General features: G+C 62.5%; 21 protein-coding genes and 1 pseudogene. 11 read left to right on the forward strand and 11 right to left on the reverse strand.

Going from position 1 to position 22,463, the window contains the following annotated elements:
- Nucleotides 1-11: 11 nt before the first annotated feature.
- The gene (locus tag U0O11_RS09805) at nucleotides 12-875 is read right to left on the reverse strand and encodes a PA4780 family RIO1-like protein kinase (RefSeq protein WP_324689689.1); all 864 of its coding nucleotides are present in this window, start codon (nucleotides 873-875) and stop codon (nucleotides 12-14) included.
- A gap of 148 nt (nucleotides 876-1,023) precedes the next feature.
- A complete protein-coding gene (locus U0O11_RS09810; protein WP_248377885.1) occupies nucleotides 1,024-2,109 on the reverse strand; it encodes an NAD(P)-dependent alcohol dehydrogenase in 1,086 nt (361 codons plus the stop codon).
- A gap of 330 nt (nucleotides 2,110-2,439) precedes the next feature.
- On the opposite strand from U0O11_RS09810, the gene U0O11_RS09815 reads away from it, so the two are divergent.
- Together U0O11_RS09815 and U0O11_RS09820 are read left to right on the forward strand one after the other, a co-directional pair.
- Nucleotides 2,440-2,628: a hypothetical protein gene (locus tag U0O11_RS09815; RefSeq protein WP_084589604.1), complete on the forward strand. Its 189-nt coding sequence runs from the start codon at nucleotides 2,440-2,442 to the stop codon at nucleotides 2,626-2,628.
- 205 nt (nucleotides 2,629-2,833) lie between these two features.
- Nucleotides 2,834-3,391, forward strand: a complete 558-nt coding sequence (locus U0O11_RS09820) for a LabA-like NYN domain-containing protein (protein WP_324689690.1) — start codon at nucleotides 2,834-2,836, stop codon at nucleotides 3,389-3,391.
- A 151-nt stretch (nucleotides 3,392-3,542) separates the two neighbouring features.
- Here the strand turns inward: U0O11_RS09820 and U0O11_RS09825 are convergent, their stop codons facing one another.
- Nucleotides 3,543-4,313: a UTRA domain-containing protein gene (locus tag U0O11_RS09825; RefSeq protein ID WP_324689691.1), complete on the reverse strand. Its 771-nt coding sequence runs from the start codon at nucleotides 4,311-4,313 to the stop codon at nucleotides 3,543-3,545.
- Nucleotides 4,314-4,948: 635 nt separating this feature from the next.
- Here U0O11_RS09825 and U0O11_RS09830 point away from each other — a divergent pair.
- The 7 genes from U0O11_RS09830 (at nucleotide 4,949) to U0O11_RS09860 (ending at nucleotide 11,997) form a co-directional block, all read left to right on the forward strand.
- Complete coding sequence (locus U0O11_RS09830) at nucleotides 4,949-6,037, forward strand: ABC transporter substrate-binding protein (protein ID WP_225996643.1); 1,089 nt, start codon at nucleotides 4,949-4,951, stop codon at nucleotides 6,035-6,037.
- A gap of 92 nt (nucleotides 6,038-6,129) precedes the next feature.
- A complete protein-coding gene (locus U0O11_RS09835; RefSeq protein ID WP_324689692.1) occupies nucleotides 6,130-6,963 on the forward strand; it encodes an alkaline phosphatase family protein in 834 nt (277 codons plus the stop codon).
- Nucleotides 6,963-7,811, forward strand: a complete 849-nt coding sequence (locus tag U0O11_RS09840) for an ABC transporter permease (protein ID WP_192839217.1) — start codon at nucleotides 6,963-6,965, stop codon at nucleotides 7,809-7,811. Before U0O11_RS09835 ends, U0O11_RS09840 begins: the two co-directional genes overlap by 1 nt.
- Complete coding sequence (locus U0O11_RS09845; RefSeq protein ID WP_324689693.1) at nucleotides 7,795-8,775, forward strand: ABC transporter permease; 981 nt, start codon at nucleotides 7,795-7,797, stop codon at nucleotides 8,773-8,775. The genes U0O11_RS09840 and U0O11_RS09845 overlap by 17 nt, the downstream gene beginning before the upstream one ends.
- Nucleotides 8,775-9,962: an ABC transporter ATP-binding protein gene (locus U0O11_RS09850; protein WP_324689694.1), complete on the forward strand. Its 1,188-nt coding sequence runs from the start codon at nucleotides 8,775-8,777 to the stop codon at nucleotides 9,960-9,962. The genes U0O11_RS09845 and U0O11_RS09850 overlap by 1 nt, the downstream gene beginning before the upstream one ends.
- Nucleotides 9,955-10,629: an HAD family hydrolase gene (locus U0O11_RS09855; RefSeq protein ID WP_165873958.1), complete on the forward strand. Its 675-nt coding sequence runs from the start codon at nucleotides 9,955-9,957 to the stop codon at nucleotides 10,627-10,629. Before U0O11_RS09850 ends, U0O11_RS09855 begins: the two co-directional genes overlap by 8 nt.
- Nucleotides 10,630-10,791: 162 nt before the next feature.
- The gene (locus U0O11_RS09860) at nucleotides 10,792-11,997 is read left to right on the forward strand and encodes a GAK system CofD-like protein (protein ID WP_131432212.1); all 1,206 of its coding nucleotides are present in this window, start codon (nucleotides 10,792-10,794) and stop codon (nucleotides 11,995-11,997) included.
- 147 nt (nucleotides 11,998-12,144) lie between these two features.
- On the opposite strand, the gene chrA is transcribed toward U0O11_RS09860, so the two are convergent.
- The 5 genes from chrA to U0O11_RS09885 form a co-directional block, all read right to left on the reverse strand.
- Nucleotides 12,145-13,407, reverse strand: coding sequence for a chromate efflux transporter (chrA, locus tag U0O11_RS09865; protein WP_324689695.1), 1,263 nt, complete (start codon nucleotides 13,405-13,407; stop codon nucleotides 12,145-12,147).
- A gap of 66 nt (nucleotides 13,408-13,473) precedes the next feature.
- Nucleotides 13,474-13,620: a hypothetical protein gene (locus U0O11_RS09870; RefSeq protein WP_324689696.1), complete on the reverse strand. Its 147-nt coding sequence runs from the start codon at nucleotides 13,618-13,620 to the stop codon at nucleotides 13,474-13,476.
- 48 nt (nucleotides 13,621-13,668) lie between these two features.
- Nucleotides 13,669-14,988, reverse strand: a complete 1,320-nt coding sequence (gene arsJ, locus U0O11_RS09875) for an organoarsenical effux MFS transporter ArsJ (protein WP_324689697.1) — start codon at nucleotides 14,986-14,988, stop codon at nucleotides 13,669-13,671.
- Between the two features lies 1 nt (nucleotide 14,989).
- Nucleotides 14,990-16,039, reverse strand: a complete 1,050-nt coding sequence (locus U0O11_RS09880) for an ArsJ-associated glyceraldehyde-3-phosphate dehydrogenase (RefSeq protein ID WP_131433055.1) — start codon at nucleotides 16,037-16,039, stop codon at nucleotides 14,990-14,992.
- A gap of 114 nt (nucleotides 16,040-16,153) precedes the next feature.
- On the reverse strand, nucleotides 16,154-16,558 hold the full coding sequence (locus tag U0O11_RS09885; RefSeq protein WP_431195348.1) for a metalloregulator ArsR/SmtB family transcription factor: 405 nt from the start codon (nucleotides 16,556-16,558) through the stop codon (nucleotides 16,154-16,156).
- 486 nt (nucleotides 16,559-17,044) lie between these two features.
- On the opposite strand from U0O11_RS09885, the gene trxA reads away from it, so the two are divergent.
- Entirely contained in the window at nucleotides 17,045-17,368 is a 324-nt protein-coding gene (gene trxA / locus U0O11_RS09890) for a thioredoxin (protein WP_054557199.1), read from the forward strand.
- A gap of 202 nt (nucleotides 17,369-17,570) precedes the next feature.
- Nucleotides 17,571-18,689, forward strand: a complete 1,119-nt coding sequence (locus tag U0O11_RS09895; protein ID WP_324689698.1) for an L-dopachrome tautomerase-related protein — start codon at nucleotides 17,571-17,573, stop codon at nucleotides 18,687-18,689.
- A 110-nt stretch (nucleotides 18,690-18,799) separates the two neighbouring features.
- On the opposite strand, the gene U0O11_RS09900 is transcribed toward U0O11_RS09895, so the two are convergent.
- The 3 genes and pseudogenes from U0O11_RS09900 to U0O11_RS09910 form a co-directional block, all read right to left on the reverse strand.
- The gene (locus U0O11_RS09900) at nucleotides 18,800-20,206 is read right to left on the reverse strand and encodes a nuclease-related domain-containing protein (RefSeq protein ID WP_324689699.1); all 1,407 of its coding nucleotides are present in this window, start codon (nucleotides 20,204-20,206) and stop codon (nucleotides 18,800-18,802) included.
- 248 nt (nucleotides 20,207-20,454) lie between these two features.
- Nucleotides 20,455-21,345 (reverse strand): LysR family transcriptional regulator, encoded by an 891-nt coding sequence (locus U0O11_RS09905; protein ID WP_215822950.1) that lies wholly within the window; start codon nucleotides 21,343-21,345, stop codon nucleotides 20,455-20,457.
- Between the two features lie 415 nt (nucleotides 21,346-21,760).
- A pseudogene (locus U0O11_RS09910) lies at nucleotides 21,761-22,381 on the reverse strand (trimeric intracellular cation channel family protein); the annotation flags it as partial.
- Nucleotides 22,382-22,463: the final 82 nt, after the last annotated feature.

A 22,463-nucleotide genomic window follows, 5' to 3' on the forward strand; every position in this document is an offset into this window, starting at 1 on the left:
AAAGACTCCTGCTAGTCATCATCGCCCTCTTCGGCACTCTTCTGGCGCGCCTTGCGCTCCTGCTCTTCTTCCATGGCCGCCATGATGTTCTCGAGCAGCGCATCCACGTCCGGCGCTTCGGCGTCGTCCTCATAAAGGCCCGTCAGCTCGACATCCGGGTCCATATCACCGGCCTCGAACATTGCCCAGATCTCGTCGGCGTAGCGTGTCCGTGCCAGTTCAGGCGCGAACATCGCGTAGTAGGCGGTGATATTGGCGACATCACGCGCCAACATGCTCTTGGCATTGTTGTTGGCCGCGGCATCGACCGCCTGCGGCAGATCAATGATCACCGGGCCATAGTCATCGACCAGCACGTTGAACTCAGACAGGTCGCCATGCACCAGGCCGGCATGCAGCATGCGCACGATGTACTGCATCATCAGTGCATGGTCTTCCCGCGCCTGCTCGGCGGACATCGAGACATCATTCAGGCGCGGTGCCACATTGCCGTCATCATCGGTGACCAGCTCCATCAGCAGCACGCCATCGAAACAGCCGAACGGCTGCGGCACGCGTACACCGGCATCGGCCAGACGATACAGCGCATCGACCTCGGCATTCTGCCAGGCGGCTTCCTGCTGGTTGCGTCCGAAGCCGGAGCCCTTCTCCATCGCCCGTTGACGGCGACTGTTACGCACCTTGCGGCCTTCCTGATACAGCACAGCCTGCTTGAAGCTGCGCTGGGCAGCATCCTTGTAGACCTTGGCACAGCGAATCTCTTCTCCGCAGCGCACGACGTAAACCGAGGCTTCCTTGCCACTCATCAAGGGGCGGAGCACTTCATCGACCAGACCGTCATCTATGAGCGGCTGGATTCTCTTTGGCGTTTTCATCGCGTTCTTATACGCGTTTTGCGATACATCGGGAATCACCCTGTAGCAATTTTGTGACATACCTTACGACAAAACCCCCGCCAATGCGTCATTGGCGGGGGTTTCAGCATTCACTGACAGACTGCCTCGTCGGCAGCAGCGCCAGCGCTTATTGGGCGTTCTTGAGGCTCTGCATGTCAATCACGAAACGATACTTGACCTTGCCTTCCTGCATACGCTTCCAGGCATCATTGATGGTGTCGATGTCGATCATCTCGATATCGCAGCCAATGTCGTGCTCGGCGCAGTAGTCGAGCACTTCCTGGGTCTCCGGCATGCCACCGATCAACGAGCCCGCCAGTACACGCCGCTTCATGACCAGGTTGCCACCCTGCAGCGCGGGGTCCACTTCCTGCACCAAGCCGACGAGGATATGCGTGCCGTCGTACTTCAGGGTATTGAGGTAAGGGTTGAGGTCGTGCGGCACCGGCACCGTGTCAAGCAGGAAGTCGAAGGTTTCAGTGGCGCCTGCCATCTGCTCGTCATCCGTCGAGACGATCACATGATCGACACCATTCTCGCGCGCTTCCTCGACCTTGCTCTCGCTGCGGGTGAAGAGCGTCACTTCACAGCCCATCGCCTTGGCGAACTTGATGCCCATGTGGCCCAGGCCGCCCATGCCGATCACCCCGACCTTGTCACCGGACTTCACGCCATAGTGACGCAGCGGCGAATAGGTCGTGACACCCGCGCACAGCAGCGGCGCGGCCACTGCCGGGTCGAGCTTGTCCGGGATGGAGACCACGAAGCGTTCGCTGACGACGATCTTGTCGGAATAGCCGCCCTGGGTGAGGCTGCCATCGTGACGGTCCGGGCTGCCGTAGGTCATGGTCATGCCGTCGAGGCAGTATTGCTCGAGCCCCTTCTGACAGGCGCTGCATTCACGGCAGGAATCCACCATGCAGCCGACGCCGACCATATCGCCCACCTTGTACTGACTGACGTCATTGCCCACCTGGGTCACCCGACCCACGATCTCGTGCCCCGGTACCAGCGGATACTGAGAAAAGCCCCAGTCATTGCGGCCGACGTGCAGATCCGAGTGACAGACACCGCAGTAGAGAATCTCGATGGCCACGTCATCCGGACGCGGCTGGCGACGCTCGAAGTTCCAGGGCGCCAGGTCTGCCGTTTCGGATGCCACCGCATAAGCGCGAGTCTGTCCGTCAAAACCACCGTTGGAAGGGCTTGTCATGGAGTCTCTCCTTGCTTGGCTGAGCGTCGGGGAGCCTGGTCATCAAAGATGATTCAGCGCCCATAAAAGGATTCGCATGCCATGCGGCAATCGCGATCATGCCCACTGACCTCTTGCCGACAGCCCGACTTTTCAATGGCTTGGCTGCCCTGCATCACTGTGTTGGTCAGATCGCAACAGCGACCCACCAAGCTGCGCGAGGCTTGCAGACACCAGGAAAAGCGACGCAAAACATCAGGCTTCTGATTCCAAATTGACGCCATCAAGCAGCAAAGTTGCCACTGTGTTATCATGCACCTTCACCCCTCACGTCTTGGAACGGAGTCCCGCATGGCGAATACTCGTACTGCTGCAAAGAAAAAAGCACCGGCTGCTGTCGAAACCTCAGCCTCGCTTGAAGCTCAGATGCAGGCCTTCCTGGACCGTGGTGGCAAGGTGGATGTGATTGAATCCGGTGTCAGCGGCCAGGTCATTGGCGTCAAGCCGACCAAGCCGTCAAACCCTGCTGCCAAGAGCTGAGGCTTGCCCATCAAGCCTTGGTGCCCGAACGGGCTGCTCGCCTCACTCAACTGGCGTCTGCCATCGAGTCACTGACCGGTGAGAGCGCTGTTCATCGCTAGACCTCCAGCCGCTGCCCTGCATCATCAGGTAGCGGCCGGCTTCTTTCTGGGGAGAGGAAAACCACCTCTTGCCTGCCCTTGCTCCTCCCGCCACGGCGACGCCCATGCCAGCATCCTCTTCGCGCGACAGCACCCTCGACTCCCGCCAGCACAGTGTGCATGGCACTCGCGACGCGGATGGGGCACGCACACGCCTGGCCGTCTTCATTGATGTGCAGAACATCTACTACACCACCCGCGACACCTTCGGTCGGCAGTTCGATTATCGCCGCCTGTGGGCAGAGCTCGAGCGCCTCGGCTCGATCCAGCATGCCTACGCCTACGCGATCGACCGTGGCGACCCCAAGCAGCAGCAATTCCAGCAGCGCCTGCGCGAGATAGGCTTCGAGGTCAAACTCAAGCCCTTCATCCAGCGCGGCGACGGCTCGGCCAAGGGCGACTGGGATGTCGGCATCACCATCGACGTGATGGAAGCCGCCCCCGAGGTCGATGAGATCATCCTCGCCTCCGGCGATGGCGACTTCGCCCTGCTGCTGGACCATGTCGCCACCCGCCACGCCATCACCACCCGCGTCTATGGCGTCGAAGCCCTCACCGCCCTCGCCCTGATGAAAAGCGCCCATCACTTCCGCGAAGTCGATGAAAGCCTGCTGATGCGCTGATACCGATCGATCGGGTCTCAACCGCGCCCGAATCCTGCCCGTCGCACAAAAAACACCCGCACGGCCTCCACCGACAGAGAGGTGTGCGGGCGTTTTCGCCTGGGCCACCAGCGGCCTGCCAGGCATTCAGGCTTCGCCGCGAACTTGCCGACTAGCTCTGTGGTGCGGCACTCAGCGTCAATTCGATGGCGTCGTGGCGCCAGTGTTCATCATCGCAGTCCACCGCGCGGCCATTCTGATCGAAGTTGATGCGAGTGATGCGCTGCGCGGGGCTGCCCTGCGCGGCGTTCAGCGCGGCGGCGGCCTCAGCGTCAAACACCGTGGAGGCCAGCTCGAAGCTGACGCGACTGACACGAATGGCATATTCGTGCCGATAGAGGTCGGTCAGGGAGTGGGCCGCGAGGTCGAAATCGAGGATGCCCGGGAAGCAGTCACGTCGCAGGTGATGGCAGACATGCAGCACGCGCCGCCCGTCGATACGCCGCACGCGAGTGATGCGATAGACCACTGAGCCCTCCGCAATCCCCAGTCGCCGCGCGATCACCGCGTTGGCAGCGACCTCTCCTGCCGCCAGTACCTCGGTGCTGGCCACCCGCTGCTGTGACTCGACCATGTCGCGAAATGGCAGGCACGCCAGCAAGTCATAGCGCAGTCGTGGCGGCGAGACGAACCAGCCCCGCCGATTCTCGCGATAGATGCGCCCCTCCGCCTCCAGCTGCAGCAAGGTGTCGCGCAGGGTGACCCGCGTCGTGACAAAGCGTTCGATCATCTCGCGCTCGGAGGGCAGGCGCTGTGAAGCGCGTAGCGGCGCTGCCTCAAGATGGTTCAGCAACTTGCCCTTGAGCCCTGCCACGGGGACATCCGCGTCAGGAGTTGCCGATGAGGCGGCGTCACTCTGGGGCTCAAGCGAAGATGAAGGCATGCGAAGTTCCTGAAAGATAACGAAAGACAGCAATTTCTGGCGAGTCACTTGCATGACATCCAGGGCGTCCAGGATGGAAAGGGTCAGAGAGAAGCGATTTCTGTGGTCTAGTTCAGATGACCCGCAAAGTTCAGTGCGGCTTTTCAAGACACGCTTGTCGAGACACGCATGAGGAGAATAGTGGCATTGGCGTGACAACTCGGTGACAGCTCTGGCTGCCACGCCAGCTCAGCCATCACGCGCTGACTCATGCCTTGTCCGCCCATGGCTGTGGAAGATAGCGAGGACTGAAGCCCGCGGCAAGGCACGAAGAAGGCACGAAGAAGGTATGAAGGAGGCAGAGGCAGAGCCGCCACCCCATGCCATGACAACGACATGTTGACGACACGCAACTGTCACAGGCGAGCGCTAGAGTCGATCGTGCCTCTTGAACTGAACTAGACCACACAGTCTCGGCTGTCTCGACACTTGCCTGAGCACTTGGCACAGCACTGGTCTGATCAAAGATACGAGAACTGGCCTGAGCAATGACCTGAGCACCCGGACGTGCTCTCAGCGTGTCGACAGGGTGCCTGATGCCCGTCACGCCTTACCTTCAGCGCAGCGATTGTTCATCACCTACTGGGGAAATCTCCTTGAAGTCGATTGCCACTACCTCATCCCGCTCCACCGGCCTGCTGGTTTCCACCTGCATGGCCGCCCTGTTGGGCAGTGCCTCCGTCAGTGCCGCCGACATGCCGGCTGACCTTCTCGAGGCCGCTCAGTCCGAAGGCCGTGTCGATAGCGTCGGCATGCCGGACAGCTGGGCCAACTGGAAGGACACCTGGGCAGACCTCGAGTCGAAGTATTCCATCGCGCATAGCGATACCGACATGAGCTCCGCCGAGGAAGTCGCCAAGTTCAAGGCCGAGGGTGAGAACGCCACCGCCGATATCGGTGACGTGGGCTTCGCCTTCGGTCCGATCGCGGTGCAGCAAGGCGTGACCCAGGCCTACAAGACCACGACCTGGGAGCAGATCCCGGAGTGGGCCAAAGACAAGGATGGCCACTGGGTACTGGGCTACACCGGCACCATTTCCTTCATGATCAACAAGACGCTGGTCAGTGAAGATGAGCGCCCGACCTCCTTCGCCGATCTCGCCGAAGGTGACTACAAGGTGTCCGTCGGCGCCGTCGGCAAGGCGTCCCAGGCCAACAACGCCATTCTGGCCGCTGCCTTCGCCAATGGCGGCAAGGAATCCGACCTGACACCGGGCCTGGAAGTTTTCGCGGAACTGGCGCGCCAGGGCCGTCTGTCACTGGCAGAGCCGAGCATCGCCAACCTGGAGAAAGGCGAAGTCGAAGTCGCCCTGCTGTGGGATTTCAATGCCCTGAACTATCGCGATCAGATCAACCGCGACACCTTCGAGGTCGTCATTCCGTCTGATGCCTCCGTGACCTCCGGCTACGCCACCATCATCAACAAGCATGCCGCGCACCCGAATGCCGCCAAGCTGGCCCGTGAGTACATCCTCTCCGACGCCGGTCAGCTGAATCTGGCCAAGGGCTATGCCCGTCCCATCCGCGCCGAGCACCTCACCCTGCCCGAGGATATCGCCGCCAAGCTGCTGCCCAACGAGCAGTATGCCAATGCTCGTCCGGTCCAGGACTTCGCGGGCTGGGAAGCCAGTGCCAAGCAGCTGCCGCGCCAGTGGCAGTCCCAGGTACTGATCCACCAGCAGTGATCCCCGGCCTCTGCTTCACGCGAGCAGAGCGCGCACCATCCTGACAGACGGCATCGCCTTGGCGGTGCCGTCTTGAGCTTCACGGAGTCACCATGTCTCAGCGTGTCATTCTTGTCGTGCTCGACGGCCTCAACCACGCCGTGGGTCACCATGCCATGGGCTATCTGAGTGCCCTGGTCGAGGCCGGCCGTGGCCAGTATCAATCACTGGACTGCGAGCTGCCGGCCATGTCGCGCCCGCTCTATGAATGCCTGCTGACCGGCGACCTGCCTGTCGACTCAGGTATCGTCAACAACGGTATCGTGCGCCGCTCACGCGGCATCAGCCTGTTCGCCCTTGCCAGCCAGCAGGGCAAGCGCACGGCTGCCGCCGCCTATCATTGGGTCAGTGAACTCTATGTCGCGGCCCCCTTCGTGCCGGCCCGCCATCGCTGGCTCGACAACCCGGAATCCGCCATCCAAGCGGGCATCTTCTACTGGCAGGATCATTATCCGGATGACCATCTGTTCAGTGACGCCGAAATGCTGCGCCTGCGTCACGACCCGGACTTCCTGCTGGTGCATAGCATGAACATCGACGATGCCGGCCATCGTCATGGCGGCGACACGCCGCAGTATCGCAATGCCGCACGGCATGCCGACGTCGCGCTGGCCGACTACCTGCCGGCATGGCTGGAAGCCGGCTATCAGGTGATGGTGACCGCCGATCACGGCATGAATGCCGACCGCTCACATTCCGGCCTGCTGGAAGAGGAGCGTCGCGTGCCGCTGTGGACCTTCGGCACCGCCTTCGCCAATGGCGTCGCGACGGATCTCAAGCAACGCGAGCTCTGCGGCACCCTGGCCACACTGCTGGGGCTTGAGCACAGCAAGGCGAGCAATCCGTCGCTGCTGACGAGTCATGCTGCCACGCGAGGCCTCAAGTGATGTCTGCCGCCTTGAAGCGCCGCCTGACCAGCCCCGTCATGTGGCTGCTGCCGTTTGCGCTGATCTTCGGCGCCTTCCAGATCGCGCCGCTGGTGTGGGTGATGATCAGCGCCTTCAAGACCCCCACGGGCTGGGGGCTGGCCAACTTTCACGAGATCGCCTCATCGGCCTTCTTCCGACAGGCCATCTGGCGCAGCCTCGAGATCTCCTTCATGTCCAGCGTGCTGGGACTGGCGATCGCCGCCGTGACCTGTCACAGCATGCACCGCTGTGGTCCGCGCCTGACGCGCATGATGATTGCCTTCACCAACATGACCAGCAACTTCGCCGGTGTCCCGCTGGCCTTCGCCTTCATCATCCTGATGGGCGCCAACGGCATGCTGACCCTGATGCTGGAGCGCATCGGTCTGCTCGAGAACTTCAATCTCTACTCGCGCACCGGCCTGATCGTCATCTACACCTGGTTCCAGATTCCGCTGGGCATCCTGTTGCTATATCCCGCCTTCAGCACCCTGAAGACGGAATGGCGTGAAGCCGCCAGCCTGCTGGGCGCCAACCGCCTCGCCTACTGGCAGCACATCGGCCTGCCGGTGCTGTGGCCGTCCCTGGCAGGCACGCTCACCGTACTCTTCGCCAATGCCATGGGCGCCTACGCCACCGTCTATGCGCTGGTGAACACCAGCTACAACCTGATGACCATCCGCATCGCCAATCTGGTCTCCGGAGACCTGTTCCTGCAGCCAGAACTGGCCAGTGCACTGGCCCTGGTGCTGGTCGTCATTCTCGTCATCGTCACGCTGATTCAGCAATGGCTCATGCGCAGGAGCTACCATGTCACTTCCCGCTGAACTGCCCTATCGCCACGGCAAGCCCTTGCTGCCCAGCCTGATGGCGCGCCTGCGCCGCGTGAGTGTCTATACCTTCATCGTCACCAGTGTCTTCGCACTGCTGGCACTGCCACTGATCGCGACGCTGTTCTACGCCCTGGCGACACGCTGGGGCGCCAGCCTGACTCCCGACGCCCTGACCGTGAAATGGTTTCTGGAACTCTGGACCACGCCGCGTTTTCTGGCGGCGTTCGGGCGCTCGCTGCTGGTCGCCGTCGGCGCGCTGGCACTGTCGTTGCTGCTGATCGTACCGGTGGTATTTCTCGCCCACACACGCTATCCGCGCCTGGACAGCGTGATGAATGGGCTGATCCTGCTGCCCTTCGCCGTGCCACCCATCGTGTCATCGGTCGGCCTGCTGCAGCTCTACGCGGGCGGCCCGCTGGCCATCGTCGGCACGCCGTGGATCCTGATCCCCACCTACTTCACCATCGTGCTGCCCTTCATGTACCGCGCTCTGGCCAACAGCCTGCGTGCGCTGGACGTGGCGTCCCTGATGGAGGCCGCTCAACTGCTGGGGGCAAGTCCGCTCAAGGCGTTCTTCCTGGTCGTACTGCCCAATATCCGCGTCGGCATCCAGATTGCCGTCTTCCTGGCCTTCTCATTCCTGGCCGGCGAATTCGTGTTCGCCAACATGCTGGTCGGCACGCGCTTCGAGACACTGCAGGTCTATCTGAACAATATCCGCGGCGCCAGCGGCCACTTCACCAGCGCCCTGGTCATCACCCTGTTCGTGTTCACCCTGATCCTGACCTGGCTCGGCAATCGTCAGCCCGCCGAGCAGGAGATGCCCGCGGATGACCCCGACGAGGCGCTGGCCACCACCATGACCGACGGCTTGCCCGGCCCACTGCCGAGCGCCGACCCTGAGCCGCGCCACACCCACCACCAGTCGTCAGACTCCGCACCCCGAGGGGACCGCTGATGCTTGCCATCGACACCGCCACCACTTTCGATAGCCAGAGCGCCGGCGGCCTTCTGACCAGCGCCCTGCGCGAACGCGCCGCCGACCAGCACTATCTCAAGCTCAATGGCCTGGCCAAGAGCTTCGGCAAGACCCAGGTATTCGCCGAGATAGAGGCCGAGATCGCACGCGGGGAATTCATCACCTTGCTCGGCCCCTCCGGCTGCGGCAAGTCGACCCTGCTGCGCGCCATCGCCGGCCTCAATGATGTCGATGCCGGCCAGATCATCGTCGATGGTCACGACATCACGTCGCTGCCGCCGCAGCGTCGCGGCATCGGCATGGTCTTCCAGCACTATGCGCTGTTCCCCAACATGCGCGTGGCGGAGAACGTGGCCTTCGGGCTGCGCATGAAGAAGGTGCGCCCGGAAGAGCGCGAGCGGCGTGTCAGCGAGGTGCTCAGACTGGTGGAGCTGACCGATCAGGCGCAGCGTTTCCCGCACCAGTTGTCTGGCGGTCAGCGTCAGCGTGTGGCGCTGGCACGCGCGCTGGTGGTCGAGCCGCAGATCCTGCTGCTGGATGAGCCGCTGTCGGCACTCGATGCACGTATCCGCCGCCATCTGCGTGATCAGATCCGTGACATCCAGAAGAGCCTCGGCCTGACCACCCTGTTCGTAACCCACGATCAGGAAGAGGCACTGCTGCTGTCGGACCGCATCTTCCTGATGCATCAGGGGCGCATCCTGCAACAGGGCAATGCCGAGTCGCTGTATACGCGGCCGGTGGATGCCACGGCGGCAGGCTTCATGGGGCATTACAATCTGATCGGTCGCGAGCTGGCGCGCCCGCTGCTCGGCTATGAAAGCGACAGCCCGCGCGTGGCACTGCGTCCGGAAGCGCTGTATCTGCAACCGGACACCAGCCCCCAGGGACAGCAGGATGAATATGCCAACTTCCCGACCCAGCCCTTGCCGGACAATGCCGGCCCCGGCTGCCCGGGCGTGATTCGTCGCCACCAGCTGCTCGGCAATATCGTGCGTTACGAGGTGGACTGTCAGGGACTGCGCCTGAATGTCGATGTCCTCAATCGCAGCGCTCGGCAGTTATTGCCGCGCCATCTGCGCGTGATGCTGCACGCCGATCTGGATGAGGTCCAGGCGCTGTGCGGTAACGAGACCGCCGCCATGTCGCAGGTGCCCCATGGATGACATCACAGGACTTGCCATCTTCGATCTCGACGACACCTTGCTCGAGGGCGATGCCACGGGGCTTTGGACCGACTGGTTGATCGCAAAGGGCTGGATCGCCGATGGCGAGGAATATCGCGCGATCTGGGCACAACAGATGCTGGACTACGCGGCCGGTGAGCTCGACATGGAGACCCACCTGACCCACCTGCTGGCCCCGCTGGCAGGGCGCGCTGTCAGTGAGGTCGATGCCGAGGTGGCACGCTTTCTCGATGCCGAGCTGATGCCGCGCCTATATCGTGAGGGGCTGGAGCGAATTCACTGGCACCGCGCGCAGAATCATCAGGTCGTGATCATCTCGGCCTCGACGGCGCACCTGGTCGCCCCCCTCGCCGAACGTCTGGCGCTGGACGCGGCCCTGGCCACGGCCCTTGAGACCGAGCAAGGCTGCTACAACGGGCGGGCCCGTGGCATTCGCACCTTCCGCGAGGGCAAGCTCGCGGCACTCAAGGCATGGCAACAGCAACATGCAGGCCACAGCGCCGGGGTGCCCAGCTGGGGCTATTCGGATTCACGCAATGATCTGGCCTTGCTGGAGTTCGTCGATCACCCCTTCGCCGTCCACCCGGACCCGACCCTCGCCAGCCTGGCGCAACAGCGCGCCTGGCAGACACTACGTTGGCAATGAAGGAAACCAGGTTGGCAACAAGAAACGCTGGGCTGGGATCGAGAGACTGGACTGGAGTCGAGAGTCCCTGCGCTGGAATTGAGAGAAAGTGCATAATAGGCGACGCTGGGCGTAAAAAAAGGCACTCTATGCCAAAAATGCAAGCATAAAGGAAGCCATGCAATGGCCAAGGTCAGGGTCAGTCGGACCGCACGTGTACCCGATCCCATGCGCGTCAGGCGCTATCTGAAAGCCCCCGAAGTCGGCCCACGCGTGCTGTTCTTCAGTGGCGGTACCGCGCTGACCGGGGTCTCACGCACCCTGACCCGCTATACCCACCACAGCATCCATCTGGTGACGCCGTTCGACTCCGGTGGCAGCTCGGCCAAACTGCGCGACGCCTTCTCGATGCCCGCCATCGGCGATCTGCGTTCACGCCTGATGGCGCTGGCCGATGACAGCGTCCTGGGCCATCCCGACATCTATCGCCTGTTTACCCACCGCCTGCCACGTGAAGCGCGCCCGGAGATGTTACATGCCACGCTGCGCGAACTGGCGGCCGGACGTCATCCGTTGACCATGGCGGTCGCGGAACCGATGCGCACCCTGATCTGCCATCAGCTGGGCTTTCTCATCGACGCCATGCCGGAAGGCTTCGATCTGCGCGGCGCCAGCATCGGCAATCTGATCATTGCCGGTGGCTATCTGAACCATCACCAGCAGCTGGATCAGATCATCTTCCTGTTCTCCAAGCTGGTACATGTACGCGGCACGGTGCGCGCCGTGGTCAATGCCGATTGCCATCTGGCGGTGACGCTGCAAGATGGTCGCGAGATCATCGGCCAGCACCGCATCACCGGCAAGGAAGTCGCCCCCCTCGATTCGCCCATCGCGCGCATGCGTCTGGCCGCGACGGAGGGCGACCACCATGTGCCCGTGGTGCCGGAGCTGCACGCCAACAATCGCCAGTTGATCGAGTCGGCCGAGCTGATCTGCTTCCCTCCCGGCAGCTTCTACTCCAGCGTGCTCGCCAATCTGCTGCCCAAGGGCGTCGGGCGCGCGGTGCTGGCCAACCCCTGCCCCAAGGTCTACATCCCCAACTGCTGCCCGGACCCGGAGCAGACCGGCAAGCGCATGGATGAGCTGGTCAGCGTGTTGCTCGACACCCTGTGTGCCGACCTCACCGGCCGCATGGAAGACTGCCCCACCGAGAACCTGCTCAACATCGTGCTCCTCGACAGCCAGCGCGGTGACTACCCCGGCGGCCCCTGCATCGAGGCGCTCGAGCGCATGGGCATCACCGTGATCGACACCCGCCTGATCAGCGAGCAGAGCGCGCCCTACTACGACAACGAGCTGCTGGTCACCGCGCTGCTGTCGCTAGTGTGATGCCAACCGCGAGCCGCTCGGCATGAGCTGCTCTGCATGAGTTGCTCTGCCTGAAGTTGCTCGGTATGAACTGCTCTGCAGAAAAATAACGCCCCGGCCTGCCAACAGCAGACGGGGGCGTTCTTTTGCCAGATACGACGTCGGGACTTAGATCACGCCACGCACCGCGCCGAGGATCACCATCCCCAGCACCAGCTTCCAGGGTGCCAGCGAGAAACGCGTCAGAGCGATGAAGGCGGCCAGCGCGATCACCAGGTCCGTGCGGCTCAGCACGCTGGTGGTCCATAGCGGGTCATAGAGCGCCATGCCCAGCACGCCCACCACGGCCGCATTGGCACCGGCGAGCGCAGCGCGCGCCCCGGCGCGGGCGCGCAGACGCCCCCACAAAGGCGCCACACCGATCAGCAGCAGAATCCCCGGCAGGAAGATACTCAATAGCGCAATGACGGCACCGAACAGTGCCGAACCGCCGCCCACCTGCGCCATGCCGGCCCCCAGCCAGGCGGCAAAGGTGAAAAGCGGCCCCGGCACTGCCTGGGCGGCGCCATAGCCGGTGAGGAAGGTATCGGCCACAATCTGGCCCGTCTCGACGGTGGAAGCCTCCAGCAGCGGCAGCACCACGTGCCCGCCCCCGAACACCAGCGCCCCGGCACGATAGAAGATATCGACCAGACTACCCGAGGCCACCAGCGGCAGGCCGATCAACAACACGAAGAACGCGACCAGGCAGTAGCGCGCCAGGCGCGTCGAGACCGGCAGTGACAGCCCCGCTGCCTGGGCTTGCTGGCGCATGGATGCCGCCTTGTCATCACGACACAGCAGGCTGCCGAGCACTGCGCCCATCGCGATCACCCCGACCTGCGCCCAGGCGCTCTGCGCCAGCGCTAGGCCCAGCATGGCCAACAGTGCCAAACAGGTACGCCGAAAATCCGGGCACAGCTTGCGCGCCATGCCCCAGATCGCCTGGGCGACGACGGCCACCGCCACCAGCTTCAATCCGTGGATCACCCCCGAGGCCAGCGGCCCTTCGAGGCTGCCCGCCACCAGCGCCAACACCAGCAACGCCAGCGCAGACGGCAAGGTGAAGCCGATCCACGCCAGTATCCCGCCCATCACGCCACCGCCACGCACCATGCCCAGCGCGAAACCGACTTGGCTGCTGGCCGGCCCCGGCAGGAACTGACAGAGCGCAACCAGCTCGGCGTAGGCCTTGTCACTCAACCAGCCTCGCCTGCGTACCAGCTCATCGTGGAAGTATCCCAGGTGGGCAATCGGGCCGCCGAAGCTGGTCAGCCCCAAGGTGAAGAAGGTGCGCAGCACTTCACTGCGCCGCGCCTTGTCGCTCGCAAGCGGGGCATCAGGCGTCGCAGGGTCGCGCTCACGCCTTGCAGTTTCATCCGGATGTGACATGACGTTTCTCTTGGAGCGGAAAGGAAAGGATAACGACCAGAAATCCAGCGAGGGGCTTAGCAAAAGCTATACGAAAGAATTTTCACTTGCTGACGCTACGGTGACATCAGGTGAATGCGCAATGACCTGATTCTCGTCACTTGCATCACCCACCAGACTATCGCCGCCAAATGACAGGAAGCCCGCCCCAATGATGGGACGGGCTTCCTGCATGAGGGCTTCCTGCATAAGGGCTTAGGCGTCAGGTGCCCGGCGAAGGCTTCAGTTGGCCGACGTCTCCTGAGTGGAGGCATGCTGCGTGTCCGAGGGCAATGCGATGGCCATCACGGCACTCGCCGCCACCAGTGCCGCCGACCACCACAGGCAGGCTTCCAGACCATAGGCCTGATAGAGCCAACCGGACAGCAACGTGCCCAGCAGACGCCCCATGGCGTTGGCCATGTAATAGAAGCCGACATCCATCGACACGCCTTCACTGCGCGCGAAGCGCACGATCAGGTAACTGTGCCAGCTGGAATTGACGGCGAAGATGACGCCAAACACCAGCAGGCCGATGATCAACCACTCAAGGGGTGGCAGCCCCAACAGGATGGCGGCACTGCTATCGACACCCTGCTGGGCGTCCAGCGACATGCTCGCCATCAGCGCGGGCAACAGCGCCAGCACACCGGCCAGCAGCACGGTCATCCAGCGCACGCCTGCATCACCGCTCAAGCGACGCGCGATCGGCCCCGTGATGTGCGGGGCCTGGGTCTGCACCCCGCCGTAACCGATCACCCACGCGGCCATCAGGATACCGACTGTCCAGAAGCTCCAGCCATGTACCTCGGCCAGATAGACCGGCAAGGCGACCACGAACCAGACATCGCGTGCAGCGAACAGGCACATGCGCGCCGCCGACAGCACATTGACCGCCCGCGAGGTCGAGAACATCTCACGAAACGCCGGCTTGCGGCTGGCCTTGCGCTGCCCCAACGATGCCGAGAGCTTGCGCAATGACAGCACCAGCACCACGGCCAGCATGAGCCACATGGCCAATACCGTGCTCTGGAAGCCGATGAGACTGAGCGCCGCGCCACCGAGGAAGAAGCCCAGACCCTTGAGGGCATTCTTGGAACCGGTCAGCAGCGCGACCCAGCGATACAGCGCGCTCTGCGATTCCGCCGCCTGCTGCCCCTTCGGCACCAGCACCTTGATGGCGCTCTTGGCGCTCATCTTGTTGAGGTCCTTGGCGATGCCCGACAGCGCCTGGGCAATCATCACCCAGATCACCGTCAGCATGGGCTCCGGCACCAACAGCATGCCGAGCGCCACCAGCTGCATCGCAAGCCCCGCATTCATGGTGCGATTGAGGCCGAGCCGCGCCCCCAGCCAGCCGCCGACCAGGTTGGTGACGACACCGAAGGCTTCGTAGAACAGGAACAGCAGCGCGATATCCAGCGCCGAATAGCCCAGCGAATGGAAATGCAGCACCACCAGCATGCGCAGTGCGCCATCCGTCAGCGTGAAGGCCCAGTAATTCCCCGTCACCAGCAGGTACTGGCGCACCTCATGGGGCAGCTCTCGCAGGCGGGCAAGCATGTCAGCGCTCCTGTGTGCTGGCGTCGGCCAGATCACCCAGGCCCACTTTCAGCGCTAGCTCTGCGGTGCGGTTGGCATAGCCCCACTCGTTGTCATACCAGGCGTACAGCTTGAGCTGGGTGCCCGCGACGACCATGGTCGAGGGCGCATCGATGATGCTGGAGCGGGAATCGGTACGGAAATCGATCGACACCAGCGGACGTGTCTCGTAGCCCAGCACGCCGGCCAGTTCACCTTCCGCCGCGCTCTGCAGCGCCTGATTGACCTCTTCCACCGTCACTTCGCGGTTGAGCTCGAATACCATGTCGGTCAGGGAGGCATTGGCCAGCGGCACGCGAATGGCGTGGCCGTTCAAGCGGCCTTCCAGTTCCGGGAAGATGGCGCTGATCGCCTTGGCGGAACCGGTGGTCGTCGGAATCAGGCTCATGCCGCAGGCACGCGCGCGGCGCAGGTCCTTGTGCGGCGCATCCAGAATCGTCTGGGTATTGGTGATGTCGTGCACGGTGGTCATGGAGCCATGACGAATGCCGAACTGCTCCTGAATCACCTTGATCACCGGTGCCAGGCAGTTGGTGGTGCAGCTGGCCGCCGTCACGATGCGATGCTGTTCGGCGTTGTAGAGGTGGTCATTGACGCCCATGACGATGTTGAGCACGCCCTCTTCCTTGACCGGCGCGGAGACCACGACCCGCGTGACGCCCTGCTCGAGATAGGCGTTCAGCACCTCGGTGCTCTTCTTCTTGCCGGAGGCCTCGATCACCACATCGCAGCCCGACCAGTCGGTGTCACCGATCTCACGCTGGCTTGAGAATGCCGTGCGCTGATCATCGAGGGAGATGGAGTCCGCGTCGCTAGTGATACCGGCGCCCGGCGACCACTGGCCATGCACGGAATCGAATTCCAGCAGATGGGCGAAGGTCGCGGCATCGCCACCCGGGTCATTGATACGCACCACGTCCAGCGCGATATCCTCGCGCAGCTTCCACAGCGCGCGCAGGGCGAGACGACCGATGCGCCCGAAGCCGTTGATACCGACGCGCAGGGCCGGCATGCCCTCCGGCACGCTGATGGACGAGGAATAGGACGGAGCGCTATGAGCAGGACACATGGGCATTTCCTTGAGAGTGTTCGAAAAGATTCGGCTAACGTTCTACAGCCTGTGCGCTCAGCAACAGCGCACAGGGCGGTTGGGCATCGTCTCCAGCCACGCCACCCAGCGCGACACCTCGTGGGCGTTGGCCTGACAGAGGGTCGTGAGTATCTGATGGCACCAGGCCGGCAGGTCAGGTGCCAGGCGGTAGTGCACCCACTGGCCACGCCGCTGACTGGTCAGCAGGCCAGCATCTCTCAGCTGGGCGAGATGCCGCGAGACCTTGGGTTGGGAGATGGGCATGGCGCGCTGCTCCAGCAGCCAGATAAGCTCACAGACACACAATTCTTCCATCTGGGCCAATAGCTGCACGACGGTCAGGCGAGTGTCCTCGGCAAGGCACTTGAAGACCTGCAACGGTGTCAGGCACGCCGCCATGTCTCCCACTCCATCAATAACGTCATTGGTTGACGGTTTCATGGCGATGTCCTCGCGTATGCCTGAGCCATCTTGCTCCCCTCTCGATTCCCCCACCCGATTCCCCCACCCGATTCCCTCTCCCGACCCCCTCTCACCGGCACCTGACGCATGGCAAGTCAGGTTGCCTGCCAGCCGGCTGAAGCGCGGTGACATGCGAAATATCATATATGTGTTTTTCCATATATCAAGTGACACATGCATGACAGTTGGATGACAGCCGGCGCGGGAATCGATGGCAGCGATGGAGAGCGAATGGAGGTTGAATGGAGGGCGAATGAAGCGCGATCAGAGTGTCGCTTGGCTCGGTGTACCAGCGGGTAGGCGGTCACACCATCGCCACTGTTGCGCAAACGGCACGCATATGTTGCCTGGCCTCAAAAGCGAATGCGCTTGCGAACAAAAGTCGAGCAGCGTTAGTGTGTGCCCATCAAGCACACCAAGTGCCCTTTTGAATCACGCATCCCTCGTGATGCACAGGAGAGACAAATGGCGGATTTCGCACAAGTCGTCGATAGCAACTACACCCAGGAAGTCATCGAGAGCGAGCAGCCGGTACTGGTCAAGTTCTGGGCACCGTGGTGCGGCCCGTGCAAGATGCTCGACCCGATCGTCGAATCCATCGCCGAAGAACAGGGTGATGCCCTCAAGGTCGTCGCCATCAATGTCGATGATGCACCGGACCTCGCCGCCCAGAATGGCGTCCGCGGCCTGCCAACCATCGCGCTGTTCAAGTCCGGCGAGAAGCTCGAAGCCCTGACCGGCGTCCAGCCGAAGGAAAACTTCGACGCCATGATCTCGCGTCACGCCTGATCGAATCGGCCGCTGGCCGCAAGGCACTGACGCTGCAATGAAAAACGCCCTCCATGAGGGCGTTTTTTTTGGTCTGCACGGTGCTTTAGGTTACTCTATGCTCATGATTTTTCAGGCAATTATCGTCATAGAGAAATCCCTGCCTTCAAGATATCGCTCACTGCGACAGTAACACCAGCATTACCACGACAAGGAAACATTGATGCCTGACCCCGTCCGTTCGACCCGACATCTGGGCATGGTCGCCCTGCTTACCGGCCTGCTGACGGGCTGCGCCAACGGCCATACGACCCTGCCGGCCACCACCTCAGCGCTCAAGGCCGGGCCTGCCTACGGTGAAATGCGCTCTGTCGCCGTCATGCAGATTCGCCCCGGCAATGTGGCGGTGACGCCCAATGGACAGGTCTTCGCCACCATCCACCCGATGGATGGGGATCACGACGTGCAGCTGGTCGAGATCACCGGTCAGAACAGCTACCGCGCCTGGCCCTCCCCCGCCTTGCAGACGCATGCCGGCCGCTACAGCGATGCGACCATCGATTCCCCGCTGGGCATCTATCAGGATGGCCAGGGCGGGCTTTGGATCACCGACATGGGGCTGCATCTGGGCAAGACCCGCCTGTGGGGCTTCGATATTGCCTCGGGCAAGCTGATTACCAAGCTGACTCTACCGGCGAATATCGCCCCCGAGGGCAGCTTCGTACAGGACCTGGCAGTGGACCGCAGCCGTGGCGTGGCCTATCTGGCAGACATCGCCAATCCGGGCTTGATCACCGTTGACCTGGAGAGCGGCGAGGCCACCCGCTTCAGCGAGCATCCGGCGCTTGAGGCAGAACCCGGTGCCAAGCTCAAGATCGATGGCAAGGACGTCCAGTTCAATGGCAAGCCTGCCAAGGTCGGCGTCGACCCGATCACCCTGTCCGGCGATGGCGAGACGGTCTTCTTCGGCGCCATGACCGGCCACAGCTGGTACAGCGTACCGGCCAGACTGCTGCGCGAAGGCGCCGATCACTCCACCATCGCCGCTGCCATCACGCGCGTCGGCGACAAGCCCGTTTCCGATGGCGCGGATACCGCCGGGGGTATCCACTACTTCACCAACCTCAATCAGCATGGGCTGGATGTACTGGGCGCCGATGGCAAACTGACGCCGCTGGTGCGCGATGAGCGTCTCGACTGGCCGGATGGCGTGCGCATGGCAGCCGACGGCTGGCTCTATGTCACCGTCAACCAGCTCGACAGCACGCCGCCCTTCAATGACGGCAAGGACAGCGGCCAGGCGCCGTACCGTATCTTCAAGGTCTGGCCCGTCGACAATTGAGTCGATAATTGAGTCGATAATAGAGAGGTCGGTCGCGCCGGCCCTCTGAATGACAACGCCCGCATTCCTGATAAAGGAATGCGGGCGTTGTCTGTCTGCAAGGCACCACATCAATCGAGCTGTCGGAATATCACGAACTCGTGCTCACATTGCGGGCAATGCCCCGAGTAGACCGCCCCGGACTTGCTAAGGCGTACGCTGTGATGCTCGCAGGCCGGACAGCCCTGCTTGAGTGATGTATTGGCGTTGCAGACCTGACATTTGACGTAATAGCCGTAGGGGCCATAACGCCCCAGCAGTGCATCTTTTTCCTGACATTTCTGGCACTGGACACGCACTTCCGGTGGCGCTTGCGTGGTGGCGGAAGCCTTCAGGCGTGCGGTGATTCTGTCGAGATGCTCGCTCAACTGGGGCGAGGCCAGGCACGCTTCAGGCACTGGCGACCCGACTGGTGCCTCGGTTGGCGGCGCTGGTGTTTCGGCTCTGGTTTCAGCTTTGGGCTTGGCGACGCTCTCGGCGCTTGCCTTCGCCTCATTGACTGCCGCGGCGGCGGGGATGGCAACTGCCACTGCACTCGAATCGCCTCCCTGCCTGGCCATGGCGCGCTGCTTCTTATTATGGCGCTCCTGGTCGTCAAGCTCATGACTGCCAGGCGCATTGTCGCCAATGCCATTGCTGCCATGAGCACTGTAGCCCGCGCCATTGTTACCGAGATCTTTGTTGGCGAGGGCTTTGCTGTCAGATTCGCGGAGACTACCCTCATTGACCGCCCATCGACTCGCGGCACTGTCAGCGGCGTCTGGCGTCTTCGCTGCCGGCTGCGGGCGACGACTCACCTCGCGACGGACGCTCTCGACGGCATGCGCGCGACGCGAACGGGCGTCCTGCTTGAGCAGGAACTCGCTGACACGCTCAAGCTCATCCTTGGTGAACTCCGGACGCGTATCGAACAGCAAGGCACGCTTGACCATCGACCGCGCCCCGATCAGACCACTGACCTGCTCGTGGAGAAACTCCGGCTTCACCACCTGAGCCGAGACCCCCTTGGCCATATCGTCACGGTGCACGATGGCATTGCTCGAGACGGCGCACAGCACTTTCCATTGTCGACCGGCAAAGCCGCCTTGCAGCCCCAGGGTCTTGTTCATCAAACGAGTGCGATGCTCGATCAACAGGCGCTTGAGAATATCCTGCTGCAATTCCGCCTGACGCAGTGGTGACTTGAGCCCAGACCAATTGCCTCGATAGCTGCGCTGCCATTCACCTGCCGCATTGACCCTGACTTCACCAGTGATGCTTTTCGACTCGATGATGATGAAGCCGAAGGGATGCATGACCAGATGATCGATCTGGGCATTCTCCTCACCGTATTTCAGTCGCAGATCATTGAAGATCACGACCTCGGGGTCATCCCCGAAGGCACGCCGTAGATGGAAGGCCACATCCTCTTCCTGGCGGTGACCGTACCTGGCGCGCTCATCGTCGCCACTGTAGGCCTCTTTTTCCTTGGCTATCATCTGCTCGTCCCTGAAGCGCTGATTACATCCTTGTCAGCCCAATATATCGCTATTGCCCGTGAAATACGCCATGCAACATGCGTCAATAAACAGATTTCATCAAGATATTATAAACTTTATTTAAATCAGCCCGACTCCACTGCCATGCTTCAGGTGCGGGATAATCGTTAAAACTCTGTGCCAGGACAAATCAGCGCCCCTTTATCCGCTGTTGTCAGGGCAAATCTGGGGCGCCAGACATCAGCCACTCACAGCGTCAGGCGGGTGGCGAGAAACTCGACGAAGGCGCTGATGCGCGGCGACAGCGTACTGTTGCGGTAATAGACCGCCTGGATCTGCTCGCGGGGATTGGGACTCTGGATCTGGCCGGGCAACACTTCCACCAGAGCGCCGGTCTTGAGGTCATTGCCCAGCATGAAGCGCGAGATCAGGGCGATACCATGTCCCGCCAGGCACAGCTGACGCATGACTTCGCCACTGGTGGTCGGCAGATGAGGTGTCGTGTCGAAGCCCTGTGCGGCACCCTTGAGCGGCCAGCGATTGAGACGACTGGGGGGCAGGAACCCCAGCAGCTGATGGGTCTGCAGCGCCGCGACACTGGACGGCACGCCATGCTCGGCCAGATAGGCGGGGCTTGCGACCAGATGCAGCGTGGAGCGCCCCAGCACCTTGGCGTGCAGCGTGGAGTCATCCAGCTCGCCGATGCGGATGGCCACATCGGTACGCTGTTCCAGCAGATTGATGATGTCATCGGCGGCAGACAGCTCCAGCGCGATGCCGGGATAGCTGCGTGAGAACTCCGCGACCAGCGGCACCAGCTGATGCAGCACGAAGGGGCTCGCGGCATCGACGCGCAGCCGCCCGCTGGGCTGATCGCGCTGCTGCAACAGGGCCTCTTCGGCACTGCCGAGCAGCAACAAGCCCTCGCGCACGCGCTCGACGAAGCCACGCCCCTCATCGGTCAGTGCCACGCTGCGTGTGGTGCGGTTCAGCAGCGGCGTTTCCAGCTCACCCTCCAGGCGCTGGATGGCCCGCGATACCTTGGCCACCGGAATGTTCAACCGATTGGCGGCGGCGCTGAAGCCCCCGCTATCCACCACGGCCAGTAGCAACTCGAGGTCATCCGAACGGCTGCGCATGCTGTGATCTCCTTGAAAGTGCAACATGCATGGTCCCATGCATCTTTGCAGAAATCACAATAATGATGCGCATCATGATCGCTTCTGCAATATGGCTTGCCGATCAAATCACTCAGCAAAAGGATGTCGCCTAGAGCCCACCACGGCGGCGTTCGCCGGGGCGCAGCATCCTGACCCGTGCCTTGGGCGTGCGCCGCGGCAATGACGGAGGCGCCGGTGGTGTCTCCAGCTGACCTGAGGGCGAGACATCGCTGGCGCCGATCGAGCCGCCCAGCGTCGTCGCGAATTCCGAGCGCTGACGAGGTCTGCCATCTGGCGCGGCGTGCACGCCCTCGCGACTCTCCCCGCCCGTGCCCTCTGCCCCCGACGGGGCCTGATCATGCCTCTGGCCACTGTCTTGCGAAGCCAGCGGGGGTGGCGGGATGATTACCCAGGCAAAGGTCGGCAAGGTCAGATGCCAATAGATCGCCGGCAGGCGAATCGCCAGTATCAGCAAGATGGCAGCGCCAGTGGCCCACGCCAGGCCAACACCCGCCTCGAGAAGCGCGATATAGAGAATGCCACCCGCCAGCGACGCCGAGGCGTAGATTTCCTGACGCAGCACCATCGGCACACGGCGCGCGAGCACATCACGGATCATGCCACCCGCCACGCCACTCATGGTGCCCATCAAGACGGCCACGATGCCATCCACGCCCAGCATGCGCGCCTTGTGCGCGCCCAACACCGTAAACAGCGCCAACCCGAAGGCATCGGTGACCGGCAGGAAAACCCGCGTCAGGCGATGGATATAATGAAAGCCGAGCGTCGCCACCATTACCGTCAACAGGATGACCCACAGATAGATCGGCTGCTCGACCCAGAACACCGGGCCGATTCCCAGCACGAGATCACGCAGCGTACCGCCGCCGATACCGGTCACGGCGCCCAGCACCAGCATGCCGATCGGGTCCATGCGTGAACGGCACGCCACGACGACACCGGTCAGGGCAAAGATCATCACACCGGCCAGATCGAGCCAGGTTATCCAGTTCATTCTCGTGAAGCCTCCTGCAGTGCGCTGGCGTGCGCATGAAACAATGGCGTATATGCTTGTCGCGAACCGTGATGGCCTCTTC

This window comes from Cobetia sp. D5, assembly GCF_035666195.1.
In the GTDB taxonomy this organism is placed as follows: Bacteria; Pseudomonadota; Gammaproteobacteria; order Pseudomonadales; family Halomonadaceae; genus Cobetia; species Cobetia amphilecti.

Bases quoted from the DNA above. Each gene is read 5' to 3' on its own strand.
- U0O11_RS09805 (WP_324689689.1), bottom strand. From the start codon at position 875: ATGAAAACGCCAAAGAGAATCCAGCCGCTCATAGATGACGGTCTGGTC.
- U0O11_RS09810 (WP_248377885.1), bottom strand. From the start codon at position 2,109: ATGACAAGCCCTTCCAACGGTGGTTTTGACGGACAGACTCGCGCTTAT.
- U0O11_RS09815 (WP_084589604.1), top strand. From the start codon at position 2,440: ATGGCGAATACTCGTACTGCTGCAAAGAAAAAAGCACCGGCTGCTGTC.
- U0O11_RS09820 (WP_324689690.1), top strand. From the start codon at position 2,834: ATGCCAGCATCCTCTTCGCGCGACAGCACCCTCGACTCCCGCCAGCAC.
- U0O11_RS09825 (WP_324689691.1), bottom strand. From the start codon at position 4,313: ATGCCTTCATCTTCGCTTGAGCCCCAGAGTGACGCCGCCTCATCGGCA.
- U0O11_RS09835 (WP_324689692.1), top strand. From the start codon at position 6,130: ATGTCTCAGCGTGTCATTCTTGTCGTGCTCGACGGCCTCAACCACGCC.
- U0O11_RS09840 (WP_192839217.1), top strand. From the start codon at position 6,963: ATGTCTGCCGCCTTGAAGCGCCGCCTGACCAGCCCCGTCATGTGGCTG.
- U0O11_RS09845 (WP_324689693.1), top strand. From the start codon at position 7,795: ATGTCACTTCCCGCTGAACTGCCCTATCGCCACGGCAAGCCCTTGCTG.
- U0O11_RS09850 (WP_324689694.1), top strand. From the start codon at position 8,775: ATGCTTGCCATCGACACCGCCACCACTTTCGATAGCCAGAGCGCCGGC.
- U0O11_RS09855 (WP_165873958.1), top strand. From the start codon at position 9,955: ATGGATGACATCACAGGACTTGCCATCTTCGATCTCGACGACACCTTG.
- U0O11_RS09860 (WP_131432212.1), top strand. From the start codon at position 10,792: ATGGCCAAGGTCAGGGTCAGTCGGACCGCACGTGTACCCGATCCCATG.
- chrA (WP_324689695.1), bottom strand. From the start codon at position 13,407: ATGTCACATCCGGATGAAACTGCAAGGCGTGAGCGCGACCCTGCGACG.
- U0O11_RS09870 (WP_324689696.1), bottom strand. From the start codon at position 13,620: ATGCAGGAAGCCCGTCCCATCATTGGGGCGGGCTTCCTGTCATTTGGC.
- arsJ (WP_324689697.1), bottom strand. From the start codon at position 14,988: ATGCTTGCCCGCCTGCGAGAGCTGCCCCATGAGGTGCGCCAGTACCTG.
- U0O11_RS09880 (WP_131433055.1), bottom strand. From the start codon at position 16,039: ATGCCGGCCCTGCGCGTCGGTATCAACGGCTTCGGGCGCATCGGTCGT.
- U0O11_RS09885 (WP_431195348.1), bottom strand. From the start codon at position 16,558: ATGAAACCGTCAACCAATGACGTTATTGATGGAGTGGGAGACATGGCG.
- trxA (WP_054557199.1), top strand. From the start codon at position 17,045: ATGGCGGATTTCGCACAAGTCGTCGATAGCAACTACACCCAGGAAGTC.
- U0O11_RS09895 (WP_324689698.1), top strand. From the start codon at position 17,571: ATGCCTGACCCCGTCCGTTCGACCCGACATCTGGGCATGGTCGCCCTG.
- U0O11_RS09900 (WP_324689699.1), bottom strand. From the start codon at position 20,206: ATGATAGCCAAGGAAAAAGAGGCCTACAGTGGCGACGATGAGCGCGCC.
- U0O11_RS09905 (WP_215822950.1), bottom strand. From the start codon at position 21,345: ATGCGCAGCCGTTCGGATGACCTCGAGTTGCTACTGGCCGTGGTGGAT.